This is a genomic window from Rhodovulum sulfidophilum DSM 1374 (assembly GCF_001633165.1).
GTDB classification, from domain to species: Bacteria; Pseudomonadota; Alphaproteobacteria; order Rhodobacterales; family Rhodobacteraceae; genus Rhodovulum; species Rhodovulum sulfidophilum.
This window is the reverse complement of record NZ_CP015418.1, coordinates 2,534,385-2,556,260: the sequence shown is the minus strand read 5'-3', so window position 1 is coordinate 2,556,260 and position 21,876 is coordinate 2,534,385. Positions and strand designations below refer to the sequence as shown.

The window sequence follows — 21,876 nt, the reverse complement described above, 5'->3', positions numbered from 1 at the left end:
CCCTCTCGCGGCCCATCTGCGCGGCCTGCCTGCCGCGCGCCCCGTCAGGCCGCGCGCGGCAAGGCTTCCAGCGCCGCGTCCAGCACCTCGAGCCCCGCCCCCTGCCCGGCCGCGCCTTCCGACAGCACCCGCCGCCAGGCCCGCGCCCCGGGCGCCCCGGCGAACAGCCCCAGCATGTGCCGGGTGACATTGTGCAGCCGCCCCCCCGCCGCCAGATGCCGGGCGATATAGGGGCGCATCTCCTCGGCCACCTGCCGCGCGGTCTTGCGTCCGGGCAGGCCGAAGAGGTCCTCGTCGGCGCCCAGCAGGATCGCGGCCGGGTCGTGATAGGCCGCGCGCCCGATCATCACCCCGTCGAGCCCCATCGCCAGCAGCGACTGCGCCTCGGCCAGGGTCGAGATGCCGCCATTGACCGAGACATGCATCGCCGGGAAGGTCCGCTTCATCTCGGCCACCAGCGCGTAATCGAGCGGCGGCACATCGCGGTTCTCCTTCGGGCTCAGCCCCTGCAGCCAGGCCTTGCGGGCATGGATGATGACACGGTTCACCCCCGCCGCCGCGACCGTTTCCAGAAAGGCGGGCAGCACCTCGCGCGGCTCCTGGTCGTCGACCCCGATCCGGCATTTCACCGTGACCTCGACGCTTGAGACCGCGCGCATCGCCGCCAGGCAATCGCCGACGAGGCCCGGGCTTTTCATCAGCACCGCCCCGAAAGCGCCCGACTGGACCCTGTCGGAGGGGCAGCCGACATTGAGATTGACCTCGTCATAGCCGGCCGCGCAGCACAGCCGCGTCGCCTCGGCCAGTTCGGCCGGGTCGGACCCGCCGAGCTGCACCGCCACCGGATGTTCGGCGGGATCGTGATCGAGCAGATGCAGCGCGCCGCCCCGGACCAGCGCCGGCGCCGTCACCATCTCGGTATAAAGCAGCGCCGAGCGGCTCATCAGCCTGTGGAAATACCGGCAATGCCGGTCGGTCCAGTCCATCATCGGCGCAACGGACAGGCGAGAGGCCGTTGATAAATCAAATTTTTTATTTTTATCAGCCACTTATATTCGCCCTACCTTCGTCTCGTTCCGGCCCGTTCTGTAGCAAATACGCCGATTTCGACGCTAGGCTTGGTACAATGTACCGAATAGGTTTCCCATGCACCAAGTCAGGAGGTCTTCATGGGCTCGATCAGTATACGCAAGCGAAAGGATGGCAGCAGCAGCTACCTTACGCGCGTGCGAGTGATGCGAGACGGAACCTCCTATCATGAGACGAAGACCTTTGACAGACGCCCTGCCGCAACCGCCTGGATAAAGAAGCGCAAGAAAGAGCTAGCAAAACCTGATGCCTTGGAGGAGCTGAACGTATCTGACCCTCCGCTGTCCAAAGCGATCGAGCGCTACACCGAAGAAGCGGTGAAGGACATCGGTCGGACAAAGGCGCAGGTCCTCAGGACCATCGGCCACCTACCCGATCGCCGGTCTGCCCTGTTCCACCATCAAGTCGAAGGATATCATCGAGTTCCTTCAGTCACTGCCCGGACAACCGCAAACAGTCGGGAACTACGCAAGCCATCTCACCTCCATTTTCGCCATAGACCGACCGATGCGGGACTTCCGACTGGATGACCGGGAGATGAGAGACGCGATAACCGTCGCGCGCCGTATGGGGATCATCTCCCGTTCCGCGCAGCGGAACCGCAGACCCACCCTCGATGAACTCGACCGGCTGCTGGCTCATTTCATTGATCGGCGCCAGAGAACACCTCAGGCCATGCCCATGCACAAAGTGATCGCGTTCGCTCTCTTCTCGACGCGCCGACAGGCAGAGATCACCCGCCTCACCTGGGATGACTTCCAGAAGGAGCACAAGCGCATTCTGGTCCGCGACATGAAGCACCCTGGCGAAAAGCTCGGAAACGATACCTGGGTCGATCTGCCCGAGGAGGCCATTCGGATCACCGACAGCATGCGCAACAGCAAGGCTGAGATCTTCCCCTACTCTCCGGACGCGATCACGGCCAACTTCACCCGCGCCTGTAAGCTGCTCGGGATCGAGGATCTGCACTTCCACGATCTGCGCCACGAAGGCATTTCTCGGTTGTTCGAGATGGGTTGGAACATTCCCCATGTCGCAGCGGTAAGCGGACACAGGTCTTGGGTTAGCCGGCTCTGTTGCACAAATCGCTGACGGCCAAGCTCCCCCTTTCCCCGGGCACACTTATTCCCCGGGCTCTGTGACGGGGATCGGGCGCGTGCGATTGCCCAGACCCCCGAATACGCGATCTCCTGCAAACTGCGAAAGAAGGCTGTTCGCGCACCTGAAGCGCATCTTGGGCCTCAGCCGTCTCCGATTACGAGGACCGAACGGCGCACGCGATGAATTCCACCTCGCAGCCACCGCCCAGAACCTTCGGAAGCTCGCAAAGCTCCTTCCGATCCCACCGGTCGCCTGCTGAGGAAGGGTCGGCACGGACGCCGCAAATTCAGAGCGGAGCTCAGTGCGGCCGCAAAGCCGAGTTTTTCAACGGAATAGGCAGTGAGCGCCCGGGCGGTGTCACTCCGGTTCTCTGCAGCCATGCCGCGCTGCGCAGGTCAGCCTCGAACCCGATAGTGGCCGTTCGTCCCGCCAGCTTGCAGACGCGTCCCGTCCGGATTAATGTGCTTATGTCCCGAGACCGGAGTTGCATTGGACATGGACATGAACCGCGCCGCCCTCACCCTTTCGGTTTCGTCGCGAGAAGTCCTGTCCCATGCCTGCATCCGTTTCCCTGTCCAGCCTGTCGTGGTCCGCACCTGACGGCACATCGCTTTTCACAGATCTCGACCTGACCTTCGGCGCCGAACGCACCGGCCTTGTCGGCCGCAACGGCACTGGAAAGAGCACGCTTCTACACCTGATCGCGGGTCATTCGCCTCCGGCCTCCGGGCGGATCAGCGTGACAGGCTCGGTGGCCATGATGCGCCAGGAGGCGCTCGAGCACCCGGAAGAGACCGTCGCAGATCTTCTTGGCGTGCGGACGGCCCTGGAGCTGATGAACCGGGCAGAGCGCGGCCGGGCGACGTCCGAGGAGCTGGCCGAAGCGGACTGGAGCCTGCCCGCCCGGATCGAGGCGGCGCTGGCGCGATGCGACCTGTCGGTCGACCCGCATACCCGGCTCGCCTGCCTTTCCGGCGGTCAGCGCAGCAGGGCCGCCCTGGCGGCGCTGATCCTGGCGGAGCCCGATTTCCTGCTCATGGATGAACCGACGAACAATCTCGACCGGGCGGGCCGTCGCGCGGTCATCGACCTCCTGCGCGGCTGGTCGGGCGGCGCCATCGTTGCGAGCCACGATCGCGAGCTTCTGGACGAGATGGACGCCATCGTCGAACTCACCTCTCTCGGCGCGGCGAGATACGGGGGCAATTACAGTGCCTTCCGGCAGCAAAGGGAAAGCGCGCGTGCGGCCGCGGCACAGGACCTGGCCCATGCGCAAAAGGTCCGGGCCGAGGCGGCGCACCGCGCGCAGCAGGCAGCCGAGCGCAAGGCGCGGAAGGACAGTGCCGGTCGCAAGTCGCGCGCAAGGGGAGAGCAGCCGAAAATCCTGATGGATGCCGCCAAAGGCCGCGCCGAAGCCTCCGGCGGCGCCGGGGCGCGCCTGCGCGACGCGCGGCGAGACGCGGCCGAAGACGCACTTACCGCCGCGCGCGAGAAGGTCGAGGTGCTGACCCCCATCCACATGGACATCGCGCCGAGCGGCCTTCCGGCGGGCAGGACGGTCCTGACCCTGGACCGGGTGACTGCCGGATATGACCCCGCAGCTCCGATACTCGAGGACCTGTCGCTTACCCTCACCGGCCCCGAGCGGGTTGTCATCGCGGGCCCGAATGGCAGCGGCAAGACCACCCTCCTCAAGCTGATCACCGGCGCGCTAAGGCCTATGGCGGGCGCGGCGCAGCTCTGCGTGCCCTGGGCGCTGCTGGATCAGCATGTCGGGTTGCTCGCTCCCGACCGGACCCTGCGCGAGGTCTTCCGCGACCGACACCCGCAGGCGAGCATGCAGATGGCCCATGCCGCACTGGCCCGGTTCGGGTTTCGCGCCGGCGATGCCCAACGCCTTGCCGACGGGCTGAGCGGCGGCGAAAAGCTCCGCGCCGGCCTCGCATTCGTTCTTGGCGGAACGCCACCGCCACAGCTTCTGCTCCTGGACGAGCCGACGAACCATCTCGATATGGAAGGGATCGAAGCGCTGGAAGCGGCACTGGCATCTTACGATGGAGCAATGGTTGTGGTCAGCCACGACCGCGCCTTCCTCGCCTCTCTCAGGCCAGACAGGATCATTCCTTTCAAAGAGTGACGGCTTTGTTCCGATACTGTTGAAAAACTCGGTTCCGGGGCCGCAGAGCACCAACTCATAGAACATGGTTCCGCCTTTTTGCGACCTCGCTTGGCAAACAGACCTTTTCTTCCCCTTTGGAGAATAACGTTCCAAACTCAGACGGCATCTCGGTCTCGGTCGGAGTTTTTCAACACAATCTTCCGTCTCCGGACTTTGGCGGATTGCCGCCGATGAAGCTGAGCGCGAGGGCGGTGGCGGCCGCGCCGCGTTTCAGGATCCTGCGCATCGGTTCACTCCATCCTCTGGGCGATCAGGCGGGCGGCAAAGGCAGCCGCGGTCACCAGCGCCGAGAGCCCGGCAAAGAGCCCGCGCGGAATGCCCAGCAGATCGGGCGAGGCGAGCGAGAGCCCGGACAGCAGGCCCGCGATCAGGATGAGACGGATCGACCAGGCGCGCCGGATCAGCGCGCGCCACTGGGGCACGAGGTGCATGGGGAAACTCCTGTGGCTGGGGGATCAGCGCGGGACGCGCTGCAGGACGGTCTTGATGTCGGCGCGAAGCTCGCGGAGCAGCGCGTTGGTCTCCTCGCGGTCGCGCTGTCGGGCGGCGAGATCCTCGGCGCGCTGCCGCTGCCAGCGGGCCTCGAGGGCGCGGATCTCCTCGCCCAGGCACCGGCCGCATTCGTGCTGAACAGCCCGACGGGTTTTCTGCTGGATCGCGCGAATTCCCGCCGGATATCGTCCATGATGCCGAGATAGCTCGCGGGCGTGGATCGGGACGACCCGCGAAGCTCGGCCTGATCGATGACGACGACATCGGAGCGAAGGCCCGGCAATATGCGACTGGCAAGCGTGGTCTTCCCCGAGCCCGCAACCCCGGCGATCACGGTCATCACGCCGAGGGGGATATCGACGGAAAGGTCATGCAGGTTGAACATCGACTGGTTGCGGACCCCGATCCAGCCGGAGGGCCTGCGGGGCATGTGATTGAGGCTGCGAGACCTGCGAAAGCCGCGGCCGGTCGGGGTATCGGCCTGCCGCAGGCCTGCCAGCGCCCCCTGATAGACGATGCTGCCACCGGAGGTCCCGGCGCCGGGGCCCATATCGATCACGTGATCGGCGATGGCGATCAGATCGGGATCATGCTCGACCAGAAGGACGCTGTTGCCCTTGTCACGAAGGCGAACGAGCAATTGGCCAAGATGGTCGACGTCGCGGGCATGAAGCCCGACGCTCGGCTCGTCGAAGATATAGGCGATATCGGCAAGGCTGCTGCCGAGATGGCGGATCATCTTGATCCGCTGCGACTCGCCTCCCGACAGGCCCGAGGTCCCGCGATCCAGACTGAGATAGTCGAGACCGATATCGATCATGCTCTCGAGCTTCTCGGTCAGCGACAAGATCACCGGGCGCATCTCGGGCGCATCGATGCCGCGAAGGAACTCCAGCAGATCGCCGACCTCCATCCCCGCGCAATCCGCGATATTGCGCCCCGCGATCCGGCAAGACAGCACCGCCGGATTGAGACGGCCGCCGCCGCAGGCATCGCATGGCCCGCTGGTGGTGACACGGGTCAGCGCGTCCCGCTCGGCCTCCGAGTTATCCGCCTCGTCCCGGTCCAGGAAAGAACGCCGCAGACGCGGCAGAACACCTTCATAAACCGTGCTTTTCAGCCAGCCCGGCTTCGGATCGGTGACAGGCGTTCTCTGTTCAACGGTCAGGCGCCGCCATTCCTCGTCGCTATAGGCGGAAAGCGGCTTCGACGTGTCGAAAAAACCGGAAAGGGCGTAGCGTTTCCAGCGCCACGACCCCGGTTCGAACCCCGGAAACAGGATCGCGCCCTCGTCCAACGTGCGGTCGCGGTCGAACAATGCGGCCTCGTCGATCCTGCGCACCGTCCCCAGCCCCTGGCATAGCGGGCACATCCCGTCCGGGTTATTGAATGAAAACAGGCTGGATTCCCCCACATGCGGCTGGCCGATGTAGCATGAGCAGGTTTTCAGTGGGTCGATACACAGGTGCATTCGGCAGGCCCGCCTATCGCCGCGCCCCAGCACATCGGGATGAGGATCTCGGCGCCATCTTGGTCGCGGATCCAGTAGCAGCGAGTAGAGGTGGAAGCGTCAGCCATGGAACAGAATTCCCAGGCTGGAATCGACGTCTTTGGCGAGCAAGGTGCCCCACGCTCGTTCCACCGTGGGGCACTTTCGAGATTTATCTTGTAAATTCAGTTGCTTAGTTTTGGCTTGGTAGGCCCGGAGGGACTCGAACCCCCAACCAAGGCGTTATGAGCGCCCTGCTCTGACCATTGAGCTACAGGCCCGACCTGCGCCTTCAGTAGCATTCCGGAGACAGGGGTCAAGCCGGAACCAGGCACCCGGATCACCGGAGCGTATCGACATATTGCAAACCCGGAACGCGATGCGCGTACCGTTAATGAGGCCAGGCAAGATGTCGGAGCTTTCATCGCGACACAAGATCGGACGACAGCCGAGACTCGACCGGTCGCAGCCACGCTCGAGCCTATTACGCAGGTTGTAGATGGTGATCTAGGCGCCCTTTCGGGTCTTGCGATCCTTGCGCATCGGACGCGGCGGCCGGGCGGGAGTTGCACATACGCCAGCGCCGGAACCGCCGGATAGTAGAAGATCGCCTGTCAGGCTCACCGACAGATCCCGTCCTGGCAACCCGCGTCGCGCGATACGGAAACTTCCATCGCGGATACCGGCCTGAAACAGGCGCTGATTGAGGACGCCCCTCTTTGGGGCAACATGTCCGGGGCCATTGACTGCCACCTCGTTTTATCATCCGACGCCACGGGCGGTCATCGCCATGACGCGAGTGACATTAAGGTCTCGTTGCCTTCAGAGTTCTCTCTGCACAAGTCCGAACGCTTTGATTTCAGGTGGAGAACTGGCTGTTGTGGTGGCGTGGATTTGCAGGCTTTCGTAGGGTTCATGTGCAAAACCTGCAATTTCGGATTGCCCGATGACGCACCGTCCGCGTCCAGCCGAACAGGATGATCTCCTCCGGCCCAGGCTTGTCGACATGATCGACATGCGCCACGAGTTGGTGAAACCGGCCGGGCTCATTGACCGGGACTGGTTCGACCGCGCGTGGGGCGGGTTCTTCCCCTCGGCGAAGGGACGGCCAGCCACCGATCCGCGACCGGTCGCCGGGCTGATGCATCTGCAGCATGCCTATGGGCCTTCGGACGAGGCTGTCGTCGCCCGCCGGGTCGAGCCCCCGTATTTCCAGCACTTCACCGGCGAAACGTTCGTCGGGAAAACACTCCCCCAGAGTGTTTTCTGATCCGCCTCACTTCAATACCATCCCCCGATCGACCCGACATCGCTGGTCCGCTGGCGGCAGCGGATCGGGGAAGAGCGAGCCGAATGGCTGCTCGCCAAGACGATCGAGGTCGGTCGAGAGGCCGGGATGATCGACGATGGCAGCTTGTCCTGCGTGGCGGCGGATACCACGGCGATGGAAAAGAACATCGCGCCCCCGACGGACGCCCGGCTCTACGACAAGGCACGCCGCAAACGCTTTGCCCCGGCCCGCGAAGGCGGTCTGGAACTCCGGCAATCCTATGCCCGCAAGGGGGCCGCGGCTGGCCGCACAGGTCAGCGGATATGCCCATGCCCGCCAGTTCAAGCGCATGCGCAAGGCATTGAGAATGCTGAAAGGCGACACCGGCCGGGGGCCTGCGGGATGTCCGCCACCGTCTGCGCGATGTCCCCAAGGGGCCATATCGCAACCGGCTCACGGACATGCTGGTCCCGGTCTCAAGCCTTCTGCACCAAGAGCCCAGGGGCAGCGACAAGCTCTACGCCCTGCACGACCCCGCGGCGGACTGCATCTCCAGGGGCAAGGCCCGCGTCCGCTACGAATTCGGGGGCAAGGTCAGCCCGGCCACGACCGTGGACAGGGGCTTCGTCGTCGGCATGCCATCCCTGCCGGGCAATCCCCATGATGGCCACACCCTCGACGAGGCGCTCGAACAGGTCACCATCCTGACCGGACGGGCGCCAGCGCTGGCAATCGTTGACCGCGGCTATCGCGGGCATGGTGTCACGAAGACCCGTGTTCTGATCTCGGGAACCCGCCGCGGCCTGACGCCGACGCTGGCCAGGCTCCTGCGGCGACGAAGTGCCATCGAGCCCAAGATCGGACACATGAAAACCGATGGACGCCTCGCGCGCTGCCCTCTGAAAGGCACCATCGGCAACGCCATCTTCGCCGTCCTATGCGGCTGCGGCCACGACATCCGCAAGATCCTCGCCCATCTCAGGGCTCTCTTGCTGCTGTTGCGCACCATGATCCGGGCTCAAGCCGCCCGGCCAGATGGTCACAGGCGCACCCTCGTGGCGGCATGATCACGTTGTTCAGCGGGGACTTCCGAGACGCGGACCGGGTCTGAACGGCGGGCGATAGAGGGGCATAAAGAGGGCGAAACCGGCCGCCGACAGGCTTTCGGCAGAGCAGCACGCCGGTCCGCATCGCGGCGGCGCTGGCTACGCCAGCCGCCCCGGCCGGGAAGTCGGGCGAAGGGGCGAACCAAGCCTTCCGCCCGCCGCATCTCGGCCCACACCTATCCTCCCGAGCCGTCGCCTCTCGCTCTGGTCTTCGGCAATCGCTTGGGCTCTACCGCGCCCGATACCGTCGGTTAAGAAAGACTGCGTCGCGCAAACCTGTACCCCCGCGCGCCTCGAACGGCCTCAGGCCTCGCCCGCGTGACAGGCGGACCCGGTTGCGGCTTTCTCGGCTTCGGGCGCGTCCGGGGGGGCATCGTCAGCCCCCCCGACAGGCAGCCACCCGGCCGCATCCGCGACGGTCTTTCCCCCGTTCTCGCCGGTTTCAGCCAGAATGCCAGGGACACCGCCGGGCAGCGCCGTCCCGAAGGCCGGAAGCGGGGAACCAGGGCCGGCCTCGTCCCGATCAAGCCCGTCCACTTCGGCGAAAGGCGGATAGGCGGCATCGAGGAACGGACGGACCGCCAGCTCGCGCCGCAACTGGCGCCGCAACGGCGCGGCCAGCGCGTCGCGGGTGCCGAGGTCGATCCGCCCCAGGGTCTCGGCGATCCGGAGCGCCGAGATTCGCCCCTGCAACTCCGCCGCACGGGGTCCGACGATACCCGCCCCGTCGCCCGCGACGAAGATGCCCTCGACCCCGCCCTCAGTCGCCGCCGCCTCGCCCCAGTCATCGCAGACCGGCGTGAAACAATGCTGACGCGGCATCCAGCGATGGGCCAGCCCCAGCGCACGCGCCGGATGCGGGTTGGGCACCACCCCGTGATGCAGCAGAACCGCATCGCAGGGCAGCCGGTGCTGTGCGCCGCGGCGCAGGAAACGCACCGCCTCGGCCCGCTGCTCGCCCTCGATGACGATCTCATGCGCGCCCGTGATGCGCGGCACGCCCGCCCGGTGCAGCAACCGCAGCATGCGCCAGCCCTCGCTCATGTAGGACCAGCCGCCGAAGATCCCGCCCAGATGACACATCGCGCGCGCCAGATCGCCCCGGGTCTGGGTTTCGATCAGCGCCGTCGGCGTCACCCCGGCATGCATCATCTGCACCGCGAACAGATAGAGCAGCGGCCCGGTGCCCAGCAGCACCCCGCGTCGCGGCAGCAGCCCGGCCTGTCTCAGCAGGATCTGCCCGGCCCCGACGGTCAACACCCCGGGCAGGGTCCGGCCCGGCACCGGCATCGGCCGCTCGAGCCCGCCGGTCGCCAGCAGCACCTGCCGGGCCTGAAGGGTCTCGGCCGCCTCGTCCTGCCGGTAGCTCAGCCGGTAACCCGGCGCGATGCCCGGCTCGATGGCCAAGACCTCGGCACCGCGGATCAGCGAGATCCCGGGCCGGTCGAGCCCGGCGATCAGCCTGCGGCCCTCGAGCGGGGCGGCGCCGAGATCGGCCTCCTGCTCCTGCCCGGCACGGTATATATCGCGATAGACCTGCCCGCCCGGCCATGGCTGTGCGTCGAGCAGCACGACCCGCAGCCCGGCCTGCGCCGCTTCGGCCGCCGCCGCCATCCCGGCCGGCCCGGCCCCGACCACCGCCAGATCAACCTCACGCATCGCCGGACACTCCCGGGCGGGACGGGCGCAGCCCCGCGCCCAGGCCTCTCGTGCCGTCGAAAGAGGGCGCGATCATGCGATGGCGTGGGCCTGCCAGAGACCGCGACGCGCCCGGCGGGCCGGACCGCCCATGACCCGGCGCGCCCCGGCGGCGCCATGCAGCGGTATCCGCCGAAGGCTGGTGCCATTGCGCATGCCGCGCCGGGGCAACGCCCCTGCCCCGTCCCGGGCTCACCCGGAAACCGCCACGGCCAACGCCGTCGCCGCCGTTGATGGCGCCCTGTCTTTCCATCTTACCCCCTTCTCGTCCGTCTCCGGCCGAGCGGCGCCGGATGTTCCGACGCCTCCGTATAAATTCATTCTAAGTCACCGCCGAGCGCCCCCCAGCGCACAACGGGTCGGTCCTTGAAATCAAGCGGAAACCCCGCCCTTCCCCTGCCCAAGATCGAAGAGAACTGTAATTTTTGCAAGAAATTCCGGGGCACGAAATCGTATGCGCCATCTCAGTCGCGCGCCCCGGTCCGTCCGCCCGGATCTGGATAGCGATAGATCCGGCCCTCGAAATTGCGCAGCAGCAGATCGTCGCCCTCGCGCCCCGCGACATGGTCGGGAACCAGCGCCACCTTGCCGCCGCCGCCGGGCGCGTCGATGGCGAAATGCGGCACCGCATAGCCGGTCAGGTGACCGCGCAACCCGTCGATGATGGCAAGCCCGGTCTCGATCGGGGTGCGGAACTGGCCCGAGCCGGTGATCGGATCGCATTGCAGCAGGTAATAGGGCCGGACACGCCGCTTCAGAAGCCCGCGGCAAAGCGTGCGCATGGTCTCGACCGTGTCGTTGATGCCCCGCAGCAGCACCGTCTGCGCCCCGAGCGGAATGCCCGCATCGGCAAGCCGCGTCAGCGCCTCGGTCGCCTCGGGCGCCAGCTCGGCCGGGTGGGTGCAATGCAGCGACATCCACAGCGGATGGTGCCGGCGCAGCATCCGCGTCAGCGCCCCGGTGATCCGCATCGGCAGCACCAGCGGCACCTTGGTTCCGATCCGGATGAACTCGACATGCGGAATGGCGCGCAGGCGGCCCAGAAGATAATCGAGCTTGTCGTCTGACAATGTCAGCGGATCGCCACCCGAGACCAGAACGTCGCGGATCTGGGGATGCGCCGCGATATAGGCGAAGGCGCGCTCCCAGTTGCGGGTCGAGATCCCCTCTTCGCCGCCGGGCTGGCCGACCATCCGCGAGCGCGTGCAATAGCGGCAATAGGTCGAGCAGGTCCCGGTGGCCAGAAACAGCACCCGGTCCGGATAGCGGTGCACCAGCCCCGGCACCTTGCTGTCGGGGGTCTCGCCCAGCGGGTCATCGGATTCGCCCGGCAGGCGCAGATATTCCTGTCCGACCGGAATATGGGTCCGGCGCAGCGGCTCGGCCGGATCCTCAAGCCCCATCAGAGAGGCATAATAGGGCGTGATGCCGACCGGCAGCCCGCTCTGGCGCCGGGCCACCGCCGCGCGCTCGTCCTCCGACAGGCTGAAAACCTGCGCGAGCCCGTCAAGCGACCGGATCCGCGCCCGCAGCTGCCAGCGCCAGTCGGACCAGTCCGCGGCGCTGGCCTCTGGAAAGAACCGGCGCCGGAACGCCCGCGCCTCGGGGCTGGAGGGAAAGGCTGCGCGCCGTCTTGCCGCCCCGGGAGGCCGGGCGGAAGGCAGGGCGCGCGGTTGCGCCGTGCCGTTGCGCAAGGGCTTCGCATCGGGAGCGTGGGTCTCGTCCATCGGGCCATCCGTTTTGCTGTCGTTCCGGCCATCGCGCGAGCCTTGACCATGGTGCCGCCCTGCCGGCGCGGCACCATGCCGCGCTTCGGCTCCGAGTGCAATCGCAGGCCTGGCCCGGCAGGCCGGTCTTGCCGCGATCCCTGTCGGCAATGGCAGGGCTGAACCGGCCATGAGGGAGGGATGCAAGCGCAAGGCCAGAACCGGCGCCCGTCCTACGATTGCTCAGGCCCGATGCCTTCCGCGCCGAGACGATGCGGGGCGCGCGCGCCTCCCCGGCGGCATCTAGGGGAGGCGTCTCCCCAGGGCGACCGGGTCGCAAGACAAGTGCCGCAACCGGCGGATCTCGCACCGGTGACGTTCCGTTTGCGATTGACGCGGGACCGCGGCAGCGGCAATTGTTGCGGCAAACGGAACCGTTTTTCCGTGTTTTGGAACGATGTGATGACAATTCTTGAGAATGCAGCCCATGTGCTGCGCTGTTTCGGTAATGACTGTACGGATCTGACGGTGTCCGAAGTGTCCGATCGCCTAGGGCTGCCAAAGGCCTCGGCCTCCCGGCTGCTGAAGACCATGCGCGAAACCGGCATGCTGGAAGAGATCGGCGGCACCCGCCGGCACCGGCCCGGCCGGATGATGCTGAACATCGCCGCCGCCTATCGCTATTCATCGAGCGTCTTCGGCCGCGCCCGCGCCGTGGTCCACGAGACCTCGCAGCAATTCGGCCATACCGGCTATGTCTCGATCCGCGACGGCCGCAGCGTGATGGCGGTGGCCGATTTCGAGGGCACCAACGCGCTGAGGGTCGGTTCGGCGGTCGGCCGCCGCCTGCCCGCCGAAATCTGCGCCACCGGACGCAGCCTGCTGGCGCGGCTGTCCGATGACGAAATCGCGCGGCTCTATGGCGATGAGACCACGGCCGACCGGCTGGCGCGCGACCTCGAGCCCGTCCGCAAGCGCGGCTATGCCTTCGTCTCACAAAAGGCGTTGCCAGGGGTCGACGGGCTTGCGGTGGCGGTCGGCGATCCGGTCACCGGCGAGGCGGTCAGCCTCTGCCTGGTCTATCCGCACAACCTCGTCTCGGACAACGAACGCGACGACATGATCGGCACGCTGATCGAGGGCGCCGGCGGGATCGCCGAGGCGCTGGGGGATTCGCTGATCCTGCATGCCGCAGGCGATCGGGGCCCGGCATGACCCTGCCATCGGGAAAGTGGCGTCTCGGCTTCGACATCGGCGGCACCTTCACCGATTTCGTGCTGCATGACGGCACAACCGGCGCCCTGACCCTGCACAAGCGCCTGACGACGCCGCAGGACCCTTCCGAGGCCGCGCTGGCCGGTCTTGACGAGATCCTGGCGATGCAGGGGATCGGGCCCGGCGATCTGTCGGAAATCGTCCATGGCACGACGCTTGTCACCAATGCGGTGATCGAGCGGACCGGCGCCCGGACCGGCCTGATCGCCACCGAGGGCTTCGGCGACATCCTCGAGATGGGGACCGAACAGCGCTACGACATCTACGATCTCTTCCTGCCCTTCCCCGAGCCGCTTGTTCCGCGCGACCTGAGGCTCGAGGTGCCCGAGCGGATCGACGCCTCGGGCCGCGTCCTGGCGGGGCTCGACGAGGCCGCGCTAGAACGGGCGGGGGCCGAGCTGGTCGGGGCGGGCTGCGAGGCGGTGGCCATCGCCTTTTTGCATTCCTATGCCAACCCCGCGCATGAACGCCGCGCCGCCGCGATCCTGCGCAGCGCCTTCCCGGAGCTCGCGGTCTCGGTCTCCTCGGATGTGGTGGCCGGGATCGGCGAATACCGCCGCACCGCGACCGCCGCGGCCAATGCCTATGTCCAGCCCCTGATGCACCGGTATCTCGGCCGGATCGAAACTGCGCTTGCCGCGCGGGGCTTTGCGGGCGCGCTGCGGCTGATGCATTCGGCGGGCGGGCTCATTCCGCTCGAGACCGCGCGCGATTTTCCGGTCCGGCTGCTGGAAAGCGGCCCGGCGGGCGGCGCGCTGGCCACCGGGCTTTTCGGGCGCGCGGCCGGGCTGAGCGACATGATCTCCTTCGACATGGGCGGCACCACGGCCAAGGCCGCGCTGATCGAGGACGGCCAGGCCGCCATCGCGCCCGAGATCGAGGCGGCACGGGTGCGCCGTTTTACCCGCGGCTCGGGCCTGCCGATCCGGACCCCGGTGATAGAGATGATCGAGATCGGCGCGGGCGGCGGCTCGATCGCGGCGATCGACGAGGTCGGGCTGCTGAAGGTCGGGCCGCGCTCGGCCGGGTCCGATCCGGGACCGGCCTGCTACGGGCTCGGCGGCACCGAGCCCACCGTGACCGATGCGGCGCTGGTGCTGGGCTATTACGATCCGGGCTTCTTCCTGGGCGGGCGGATGGCGCTGGACGCCGGGGCCGCGCGCCGCGCCGTCGCCCGCGTCGCGGACCCGCTCGGGCTGTCGGTCGAGGAGGCCGCGCTCGGCATCCACAAGGTGGTGGTCGAGAACATGGCCGCGGCCGCGCGCGTTCATATCGTCGAGCGCGGCCGCGACCCGCGCGACTTCGCCATGGTCGGGTTCGGCGGCGCCGGTCCCGCGCATGCGGTCGCCGTGGCCCGCGCGCTCGGGATCGCCCGCGTGGTGATACCGCCCGCCTCGGGTGCGGCCTCGGCGCTGGGCTTCCTCGCCGCCCCTCTGTCCTTCGAGGCCGCGCGTACGCTTCGCGTTGCGCTCGGAGACCGGATCGACGCGGCGGCGATCAACCGGGCGCTCGACGCGATCGAAGCCGAGGGCCGGGCCCATCTGGCCAGGGCCGGGATCGGCGGCACCGGGGGCCCCGACGAGGGGATCACCGTCGAGCGCAGCGCCGAGATGCGTCTTCGCGGCCAGATGCACGAGATTTCGGTCCCGCTGCCCGAAGGCAGGCTCAGCCCGGAAGACGGCCCATGCCTCAGGGCGGCCTTCGAGGCGGCCTATGCCGCGCGCTATACGTCGCCCTTCGAAGGCGCCGAGATCGAGGTGATCGCGCTGCGCGCCCGGGTGTCGGGCCCTGCCCCCGCGCTCGGGACGGGCGGCGCGGGCGGCGGCGCCACGCCCGGCAAGGGCGCCCGCCCGGCCAGCCTCAAGGGCACGCGCTCCTGCCTGTTCGAGCAGGGCCGGTTCGAGACCGCGATCCACGACCGCTACGCGCTTGTCCCCGGCGAGCGCATCGCGGGACCGGCCATCGTCGAGGAGCGCGAGGCCACCACGCTGATCGGCCCGGAGGACGTGGCCCGGGTCGATGCCGGCGGCGCGCTCCATATCGAGGTCGCGCGCCCGGCCGCGGCGGCCGCGCTGGTGACGGCCGGCATGAGCCGCGCCGAAGCGGTGGCGCGGATCGAGGCCGATCCGATCGGGCTCGAGATCATGTGGGCGCGGCTGGTGAATGTCGTCGAGGAAATGTGGCTGACGGTCTGCCGCACCGCCTTTTCGCTGATCATCGCCGAGGCGCAGGATTTCGCCTGCGAGCTGCTCGACCCCGAGGGCGAAACGCTGGCCCATTCGCCCCGCGCGATGCCGGTCTTCAACCTGACGCTGCCGCGCGCGGTCAAGGCGCTGCTGGCGCGTTACCCGGCAGAGACGCTGAAACCCGGCGACGTGCTGATCACCAACGATCCCTGGCTCTGCGCCGGGCATCTGTTCGACATCGCCCTGGTCTCGCCCGCCTTCCGCGATGGCAGGCTGGTCGGGCTGATGGGCACTGTCGGCCATGTCTCGGATATCGGCGGCACCCGGGATTCGCTTCATGCCCGCGAGATCTACGAGGAAGGGCTTCAGATCCCGCCGATGAAGCTGTTCGACGGCGGCTGCCCGAACGAGACCCTGATCGAACTGATCCGGCAGAATGTGCGCCACCCCGATCAGGTGCTGGGCGACATCTTCTCCTTCGCCGCCGCCAATGCGCTGGGCGCCGAGCGGCTGGACGCCTTCATGGCCGATTACGGCATGCATGACCTCCGGGCGCTGGCCGAGGTGGTGCAGGGCCTGTCCGAGCGCGCCATGCGCGCGGCGATCCGGGCCCTGCCCGATGGCGAGTATCGCAGCACCATCGTCAGCGCGCCGCGGGGCGAGGCGCTGGAATTCCCGGTGCGGGTCGCGGTCGAGGGCGACGCCATGCTTGTCGATTTCGAGGGCGCGCCGCCGCAGCTGCCGCAAGGCGGGCTGAACTCGACGCTGAACTACACCGCCGCCCATGCCACCTATCCGCTGAAATGCATGCTGACGCCCGGCGTGCGCGGCAATGCCGGCTGCTACCGGCCGTTCCGGGTGACCGCGCCCGAGGGCTCGGTGCTGAACCCGGCCTTCCCGGCCTCGGTCAACATGCGCACCCGCACCGGCTGGTATCTGGCGCCCAACATCTTCCGGGCGATGGCCGATGCGGCCGCCAGCGGCGTGCAGGCCCATACCGGGCTGCCGAGCTCGGTCCATATCTACGGCCGGGATGCCCGGGGCGATCTCTATTCCGATCTGCTGCTGCTGGGCGGCGGCCAGGGCGCCTCGGCCCATGGCGACGGCCACTCGGCGCTGCTCTGGCCGACCTCGGCGGCCAATACCTCGGTCGAGATGATCGAGAGCCGCACCCCGCTTCTGGTGCTGTGCAAGCGCTTCGCCCCCGATAGCGGCGGCCCGGGCCGGCATCGCGGTGGGCTCGGCCAGATCCTGCGCTTCCGCAAGCGCGAGGCGGATGGCACGCCGATGCAGGTCCTGCTGCACCCCGAGGGCACGGCAAGGCCGATCCCGGGCCTGTTCGGCGGGCAGCCCGGCGGCACTGCCTCCGGACGGGTGCTCGACCCGGAGGGCCGGGTGTTGCGCGATGTCGGCCATGGCGCGCTGCTGACGCTGACCGGGACCGAGGAAATCGTCGAACTGACACTGGCGGGCGGCGCGGGTTACGGCCCGGCCGAAGAGCGTGCAGCGGCCGCCCTCGCCCGCGATCTGGCACTGGGACTGGTCTCTCCCGAGGCGGCCGCGACGCAATACCGCATGCCGCATGCCGTACCGGACGACGAGACATTGGGCTGAAAGTTCCATATTCGGAAACTGTCGCATCTGAACGAATGCCAACGAGACCCGGAACGGGCGCATCCAACTCGGAGACCTCGAATGCCCAATTCGCCTCAAGCGCCGACCCGGCGCCACGTCCTTGCTCTGGCCGGAGCCGGGCTGGCCGTCGGAACGATCCCCGCCGCCCTGCCCGCCCCCCTTCTGGCCCGAGATCCAAGGCTGATGATCATCGCCGCGGGCGGTGATTTCCCCAATATCGACCCGCATACCTCCTCGGGATCGGCCCCCGCCTTCTTCATGCGCAATGTCTACGACCCGCTGCTGCGGACCTCGGGCACACCGCCCGAACCGGTGCCGGGGCTGGCGCAAAGCTGGGAGGCCTCCGAGGACGGCATGGTCTTCACCTTCCGGCTGGATCCGGCGGCGCGGTTCCATTCGGGGCAACCCGTCACCGCCCGGGACGTGGTCTATTCCTTCGCCCGCGCGCTGCGCCTCGCCAAGGGCAATTCCTGGATGCTGCGCGACATCGTCACCCCCGAAGGGCTGGAGGCGGTCGACCCGGCGACGGTCAGGATCACCCTTGCCACGCCCTTCGCCGCGTTCCTGTCGGTGCTGCCCTGGTTTCCGGTGGTCGAGAAGGCCGCGGTCGAGGCCCATCTGGGAGAGGATGACGGCCAGAGCTGGCTGATGTCGAACACCGCCGGCTCGGGACCGTTCGAGCTTGGGCAAAGCCGTCCCGGCGCGCTTTACCGCTTCGTCCGCTCGCCAAATGCCTGGCAGCCGGGCGGGGGCAATCTCGACGGCGTGATCTGGCGGGTCTCGCGCGAGGCGGCCAGCGAAAGGCTGATGCTGCAACGGGGCGAGGTCCATGCCGCGCTCGACCTGACCTCCGAAGACATGGACGCGCTGGAAGGCGCGCCCGGCGTGGTCCGGGTGATCGAACCCGAATACCGGACCTTCTCGATCAAGATGAACACCCGGCACGGGCCGCTGGCCGACATCAACATGCGCCGGGCGATCTCTCATGCGGTGAACTACCGGGCGCTGCTCGATTCCGCGGGATATGCCGAGCTGATGGTCGGGCCGCTGCCCAATGGCATTCTCGGCCACGATCCCGGGCTCGAGGTGCCGCGACACGATCTCGAGGCCGCCCGCGCGCATCTGGCCAGAACCGCGACGCCCGAGGGCGGGATCACGCTGAAGATGGTCTATGTCTCGCATCTCGACCAGGAACGGCGCTATGCGATGGTGCTGCTCGACAGCCTCAAGGCGCTCGGCATCGGGCTCGAGATCCAGCCGCTGTCCTGGCCCGACATGGTCGCCGCCTGCGCCCGCCCCGAGACCTTCCCCGACTTCTTCCCGGTCTATCAGACCGCGAATTACGGCGATCCCGACAATATCGCCTATGCCGCCTACCATTCCGCCTCGAACGGCAACTGGCAGAACGCGGTCTATTCCAATCCCGAGGTCGACCGGCTGATCGAGGCGGGCCGGGCCGAGATGGATCCCGACAAGCGCCGGCAGATCTACGGCGCCTTCCAGCGCGCGGTGGTGGCGGATGCGCCCGACATCTTCGGGGTGCTCGAAAAGCGCAAGCTCGGACTGCGCGCGTCGATCCAGAACTATGTCTTCACCCCGGTCGCCTCGAACGCCATCGAATGCTGGCCGCTGTCGCTGACCTGAGCTGACACGCGCCGCGCCCGTCCCACCGCGCGGCTGGCGCGGCAGGCGCGGCGCGGCCGAGGGACGGGCCCAAATGCTGAGCTTTCTTCTTCGCCGCCTCCTGATGCTCGTTCCGGTGCTGGTCGGGCTGACGCTGATCATGTTCGCCATCGCCCGGCTGCTGCCCGGCGATCCGGTCGGACTGGCCGCCGGCCCCAATGCGACGCTGGCCGAGCGCGCCGCGCTGGCGCAGGAATTCGGGCTCGACCGGCCGGTCTGGGAGCAATATCTGAGCTATGTCGCGGGGCTGGCCCGGGGCGATCTGGGGCGTTCTCTGATGACCCGGCGCCCGGTCGCCGAGGACATCGCCACCTATCTGCCCGCGACGCTGGAACTGGTGCTGGCGGCGATGACCATCGCCCTGGCCGTCGGCCTGCCGCTGGGGCTTCTGACCGCGCTCTGGCGCAACCGCTGGCCCGACTATCTCAGCCAGGTGCTGGCGATCGGGGCAATCTCGATGCCGCGCTTCTTCCTCGGCCTGCTGCTGCAACTGGTCTTCGCGATGTGGCTGATGTGGCTGCCGCTGGGCGGGCAGCTTCCGATCGTGACCTTCCCGCCGCCCCGGGTGACGGGCTTCGTCACGCTCGACGCCGCGCTGGCGGGCGAATGGCAGACGCTTGGCGCGGCCTGCCGCCATCTCGCCCTGCCCGCCCTCGCGCTGTCGCTCTCGCCGCTGGCCGCGATCATGCGCACCATGCGCGCCGCGGCGATCGAGGTGATGGCTCAGGATTACGTCACCACCGCCCGCGCCCTCGGCCTGCCGCGCCGCAAGATCCTGCTCAAGACCGTCGGCCGCAACGCGATCTCCTCGACGCTGACGGTGACCGGGCTTTACATCGGCTGGCTGCTGGGCGGCACGGTGCTGGTCGAGACCGTGTTCGACTGGCCCGGGCTCGGGCTTTACGCCACCCGCGCGATCCTCAGCCAGGACATGATGCCGGTGATCGGGGTGGCGCTGGTCAGCGGGCTGATCTTCGTCTTCGTCAATCTCGCCATAGACCTCGCCTACGGGCTGGTCGATCCGAAGGTCCGCTACGGATGAACGCCGTTCCCGACACCCCTCTGCGCCCCCGCCGCGAGGGGCTGCGCCGCGCGCTTTCGAGGTTCCGCCAGAGCCGGCTGTCGACGGTCGGCGCGGGGCTGGTGGCGCTGGTGCTGGCAACCGCCGCGCTCGGCCCGTTTCTCGCGCCCTATCCCGACCATGTCGCGGGCGGCATCGACACCGCGGCGCGCTTTCTGCCGCCCTCGGCCCGGCATCTTTTCGGCACCAACGAGCTTGGCCAGGACGTGCTGTCCCTGACCCTTGCCGGCGCCAGCGTCTCGGTGCTGGCGGGCTTTGCCGTGGTGCTGATCGGCAGCGCCATCGGCACGCTTGTGGGCGGCATCGCGGGCTTCGCGGGCGGCTGGATCGACGAGATCCTGATGCGGCTGACCGACCTGGTGCTGACGGTTCCGAACCTGATCCTCGCCATGGCCATCGCCGCGGCGCTGGGACCGGGGTTCCAGAACATGGTGCTGGCGATCTCGCTGGGCTGGTGGCCCGGCTATGCCCGGCTGGTGCGCGGCGAGGTGCTGTCGGCGCGCGAGGAGGTCTATGTCACCGCCGCCCGGGCGATGGGCGCCTCAAGGGCGCGGGTTCTGTTCTGCCATGTGCTGCCCAACTGCATCTCGCCGGTGATCGTCAAGATGTCGCTCGACATGGGCTTCGCGATCCTGGCCGTGGCCGCGCTCGGCTTCATCGGCATCGGGGTGCGGCCGCCGGTGCCGGAATGGGGCACCATGCTGGCGACCGCGCGCAGCTACATGCCGGATGTCTGGTGGACGGCGATGGCGCCGGGGCTTGCGATCTTCGTGTCGGTCTTCGGCTTCAACCTCTTGGGGGACGGGCTGCGCGACCTGCTCGACCCGAGGGGAGGCCGCTGATGGTGCCGCCGCTGCTCGAGATCCGCGACCTGCATCTGAAGATGACGACCAGCGACGGCCCGGCGCATGTGCTGAACGGGGTCGGGCTGAGCGTCGCGCGCGGCGAGATCCTGGGGCTGGTGGGCGAGTCGGGCTGCGGCAAGTCGCTGACCGGGCTTTCGGTCTCGCGGCTGGTGCCGAGCCCGCCCGCGCACTATCCCTCGGGCGAGATCCGCCTTGACGGACAGGACCTGATGACGCTGTCCGAGCGCCGGATGCGGGCGCTGCGCGGCCGCCGGATCGGCATGATCTTCCAGGACCCGGGCACCAATCTCAACCCGACCATGCGGATCGGCGATCAGCTCGTCGACGCGGCACTGGCGGCCGGGCGCCACACCCCCGACCTGCTCGGCCCGGGTCCCGCCCGGCCCGCCGCCCGGGCGCTGGCCGCCGATATGCTCGAGCGCGTCGGCATCGCCTCGGCCCGGCAGCGGCTGAATGCCTGGCCGCATGAATTCTCGGGCGGGATGCGCCAGCGCGTGCTGATCGCGATGGCGCTGATCGGGCGGCCCGACCTGCTGATCGCGGACGAGCCCACGACCGCGCTCGACGTCTCGGTACAGGCGCAGATCCTGACGCTTCTGCGCGGCATGGTGGCCGATCGCGGGCTCGGCGTGATCCTGATCACCCATAACATGGGCGTGGTGGCGCGGACCTGCAGCCATGTCGCGGTGATGTATGCGGGCAATGTGGTCGAGACCGGGCCGGTGGCAGAGGTGCTGGAGCGTCCGGCGCATCCCTATACCCGCGCGCTGATGGCCGCGATCCCCGGCCGGAACACGCGGCGCGGTACGCTAAAGGGGCTGCCCGGCACCGTGCCCGACCTGATGGCGCCCCCGCCCGGCTGCCGCTTCGCCCCGCGCTGCCCGCGCGCGAAAGCCGCCTGCCGCGCCGCCCTGCCCGCGACGCGCAGGATCGGCCCCGGCCATGAGGTCGCCTGCCTCGATCCGGTCGCCCAAGCCGCCGATGCCTGAGCCTGTGACCGCGCCGATGGCCAAACCGATG

At 68.2% G+C, this 21,876-nt stretch carries 15 protein-coding genes, 1 tRNA gene and 2 pseudogenes; 11 read left to right on the top strand and 7 right to left on the bottom strand.

From position 1 onward, the window contains the following. Window positions 1–44: 44 nt before the first annotated feature. Window positions 45–1,049, bottom strand: coding sequence for a tRNA dihydrouridine(20/20a) synthase DusA (dusA, locus tag A6W98_RS12110; protein WP_072071686.1), 1,005 nt, complete (start codon window positions 1,047–1,049; stop codon window positions 45–47). A 120-nt stretch (window positions 1,050–1,169) separates the two neighbouring features. On the opposite strand from dusA, the gene A6W98_RS21685 reads away from it, so the two are divergent. The 4 genes and pseudogenes from A6W98_RS21685 to A6W98_RS12100 all read left to right on the top strand — a co-directional run bounded on the left by A6W98_RS21685 (window position 1,170) and on the right by A6W98_RS12100 (window position 4,327). Beyond that, window positions 1,170–1,619: a hypothetical protein gene (locus A6W98_RS21685; RefSeq protein ID WP_196760182.1), complete on the top strand. Its 450-nt coding sequence runs from the start codon at window positions 1,170–1,172 to the stop codon at window positions 1,617–1,619. Next, the gene (locus A6W98_RS21680) at window positions 1,597–2,181 is read left to right on the top strand and encodes a tyrosine-type recombinase/integrase (protein ID WP_052678029.1); all 585 of its coding nucleotides are present in this window, start codon (window positions 1,597–1,599) and stop codon (window positions 2,179–2,181) included. Before A6W98_RS21685 ends, A6W98_RS21680 begins: the two co-directional genes overlap by 23 nt. A gap of 54 nt (window positions 2,182–2,235) precedes the next feature. Continuing rightward, a pseudogene (locus A6W98_RS21985) lies at window positions 2,236–2,449 on the top strand (transposase); the annotation flags it as partial. A 294-nt stretch (window positions 2,450–2,743) separates the two neighbouring features. Then, window positions 2,744–4,327: an ABC-F family ATP-binding cassette domain-containing protein gene (locus A6W98_RS12100; protein ID WP_042461792.1), complete on the top strand. Its 1,584-nt coding sequence runs from the start codon at window positions 2,744–2,746 to the stop codon at window positions 4,325–4,327. A 272-nt stretch (window positions 4,328–4,599) separates the two neighbouring features. Here the strand turns inward: A6W98_RS12100 and A6W98_RS12095 are convergent, their stop codons facing one another. The 4 genes from A6W98_RS12095 to A6W98_RS12085 all read right to left on the bottom strand — a co-directional run bounded on the left by A6W98_RS12095 (window position 4,600) and on the right by A6W98_RS12085 (window position 6,631). Continuing rightward, window positions 4,600–4,800: a DUF7940 domain-containing protein gene (locus A6W98_RS12095; protein WP_042461790.1), complete on the bottom strand. Its 201-nt coding sequence runs from the start codon at window positions 4,798–4,800 to the stop codon at window positions 4,600–4,602. Continuing rightward, window positions 4,770–6,203: an excinuclease ABC subunit UvrA gene (locus A6W98_RS12090; RefSeq protein WP_155734793.1), complete on the bottom strand. Its 1,434-nt coding sequence runs from the start codon at window positions 6,201–6,203 to the stop codon at window positions 4,770–4,772. The genes A6W98_RS12095 and A6W98_RS12090 overlap by 31 nt, the downstream gene beginning before the upstream one ends. Before the next feature lie 104 nt (window positions 6,204–6,307). Further along, a complete protein-coding gene (locus tag A6W98_RS22130; protein WP_264580074.1) occupies window positions 6,308–6,439 on the bottom strand; it encodes a hypothetical protein in 132 nt (43 codons plus the stop codon). Between the two features lie 116 nt (window positions 6,440–6,555). Next, window positions 6,556–6,631, bottom strand: a tRNA-Ile gene (locus A6W98_RS12085). Window positions 6,632–7,296: 665 nt separating this feature from the next. Here A6W98_RS12085 and A6W98_RS12080 point away from each other — a divergent pair. Beyond that, window positions 7,297–8,687 (top strand): annotated as a pseudogene (locus A6W98_RS12080) (IS5 family transposase). 342 nt (window positions 8,688–9,029) lie between these two features. On the opposite strand, the gene A6W98_RS12075 reads toward A6W98_RS12080, so the two are convergent. Continuing rightward, window positions 9,030–10,385: an NAD(P)/FAD-dependent oxidoreductase gene (locus A6W98_RS12075; protein WP_052678027.1), complete on the bottom strand. Its 1,356-nt coding sequence runs from the start codon at window positions 10,383–10,385 to the stop codon at window positions 9,030–9,032. Between the two features lie 503 nt (window positions 10,386–10,888). Beyond that, complete coding sequence (locus A6W98_RS12070; RefSeq protein ID WP_042461788.1) at window positions 10,889–12,151, bottom strand: KamA family radical SAM protein; 1,263 nt, start codon at window positions 12,149–12,151, stop codon at window positions 10,889–10,891. Between the two features lie 441 nt (window positions 12,152–12,592). Between A6W98_RS12070 and A6W98_RS12065 the strand changes: the two genes are divergently transcribed. The 6 genes from A6W98_RS12065 to A6W98_RS12040 all read left to right on the top strand — a co-directional run bounded on the left by A6W98_RS12065 (window position 12,593) and on the right by A6W98_RS12040 (window position 21,845). Beyond that, window positions 12,593–13,345 (top strand): IclR family transcriptional regulator, encoded by a 753-nt coding sequence (locus A6W98_RS12065; RefSeq protein ID WP_042465025.1) that lies wholly within the window; start codon window positions 12,593–12,595, stop codon window positions 13,343–13,345. Continuing rightward, on the top strand, window positions 13,342–17,205 hold the full coding sequence (locus A6W98_RS12060; RefSeq protein ID WP_042461786.1) for a hydantoinase B/oxoprolinase family protein: 3,864 nt from the start codon (window positions 13,342–13,344) through the stop codon (window positions 17,203–17,205). Before A6W98_RS12065 ends, A6W98_RS12060 begins: the two co-directional genes overlap by 4 nt. A gap of 81 nt (window positions 17,206–17,286) precedes the next feature. Continuing rightward, on the top strand, window positions 17,287–18,870 hold the full coding sequence (locus tag A6W98_RS12055; protein WP_042461784.1) for an ABC transporter substrate-binding protein: 1,584 nt from the start codon (window positions 17,287–17,289) through the stop codon (window positions 18,868–18,870). Window positions 18,871–18,943: 73 nt separating this feature from the next. Then, the gene (locus A6W98_RS12050) at window positions 18,944–19,951 is read left to right on the top strand and encodes an ABC transporter permease (protein ID WP_042461782.1); all 1,008 of its coding nucleotides are present in this window, start codon (window positions 18,944–18,946) and stop codon (window positions 19,949–19,951) included. Next, on the top strand, window positions 19,948–20,832 hold the full coding sequence (locus A6W98_RS12045) for an ABC transporter permease (RefSeq protein ID WP_042461780.1): 885 nt from the start codon (window positions 19,948–19,950) through the stop codon (window positions 20,830–20,832). The genes A6W98_RS12050 and A6W98_RS12045 overlap by 4 nt, the downstream gene beginning before the upstream one ends. Next, window positions 20,832–21,845, top strand: a complete 1,014-nt coding sequence (locus tag A6W98_RS12040; protein WP_042461778.1) for an ABC transporter ATP-binding protein — start codon at window positions 20,832–20,834, stop codon at window positions 21,843–21,845. Before A6W98_RS12045 ends, A6W98_RS12040 begins: the two co-directional genes overlap by 1 nt. The last annotated feature ends 31 nt before the right edge of the window (window positions 21,846–21,876 follow it).